The organism is Pelagicoccus sp. SDUM812003 (assembly GCF_031127815.1).
Lineage (GTDB): Bacteria > Verrucomicrobiota > Verrucomicrobiia > Opitutales > Opitutaceae > Pelagicoccus.
Window position 1 is genome coordinate 1 of record NZ_JARXHY010000069.1, and the last position, 594, is coordinate 594.

General features: G+C 47.6%; 1 protein-coding gene. It reads left to right on the forward strand.

What is annotated here, in order from left to right:
- A partial coding sequence (locus tag QEH54_RS22820) for a VOC family protein (RefSeq protein WP_309021043.1) occupies positions 1–525 on the forward strand: 525 nt, incomplete at its 5' end.
- Between the last annotated feature and the right edge of the window lie 69 nt (positions 526–594).

Genomic DNA, 594 nt, shown 5'->3' on the forward strand with positions numbered 1-594 from the left:
TCCGCGTATGGCTTTCACGTTCTGCAAAACAAATTTATGAATCCACACAGAGGCCTGCTCCACCACATGAACATCAACGTTTCTGACCTGAAACGTTCCTCTCGGTTTTACGGTCCGTTATTTGAATACCTTGGATACGAGAGAGCAGACTTCGATCACGAAGGAGAATGGGCATTCGAAGACTGGAAGCGATGGCTCGAAGGCACGCCCCATGAGATCAGCATTGTACAAGCACATGGCGACGAAACCTACGAGAAAAATAAGAGAAGAGCAGTTGGGAGACACAATCACATAGCATTTTGCGCTGAAGACCGAAAGGACATCGACGACCTCTACGAAAAGATTTTGGCACCACTAGAGAAAGAAGGTCTCTGCATGGTTGAAGATCCACCTTGTGAGTGTCCAGAATATGGTGACGGATATTATGCCACGTTCTTCTTTGATCCAGATGGACTGAAGTACGAATACGTCACGAACCCCAACTACTTCAAAAAGAAGCAGGCAAGAGATGAAAGAAGAAAATAAGCAGAACCAGTCAGCCCATACAACTCCGGCCAGCGCTCCGCGCTGACCTCCGCGTATGGCTTTCACGTT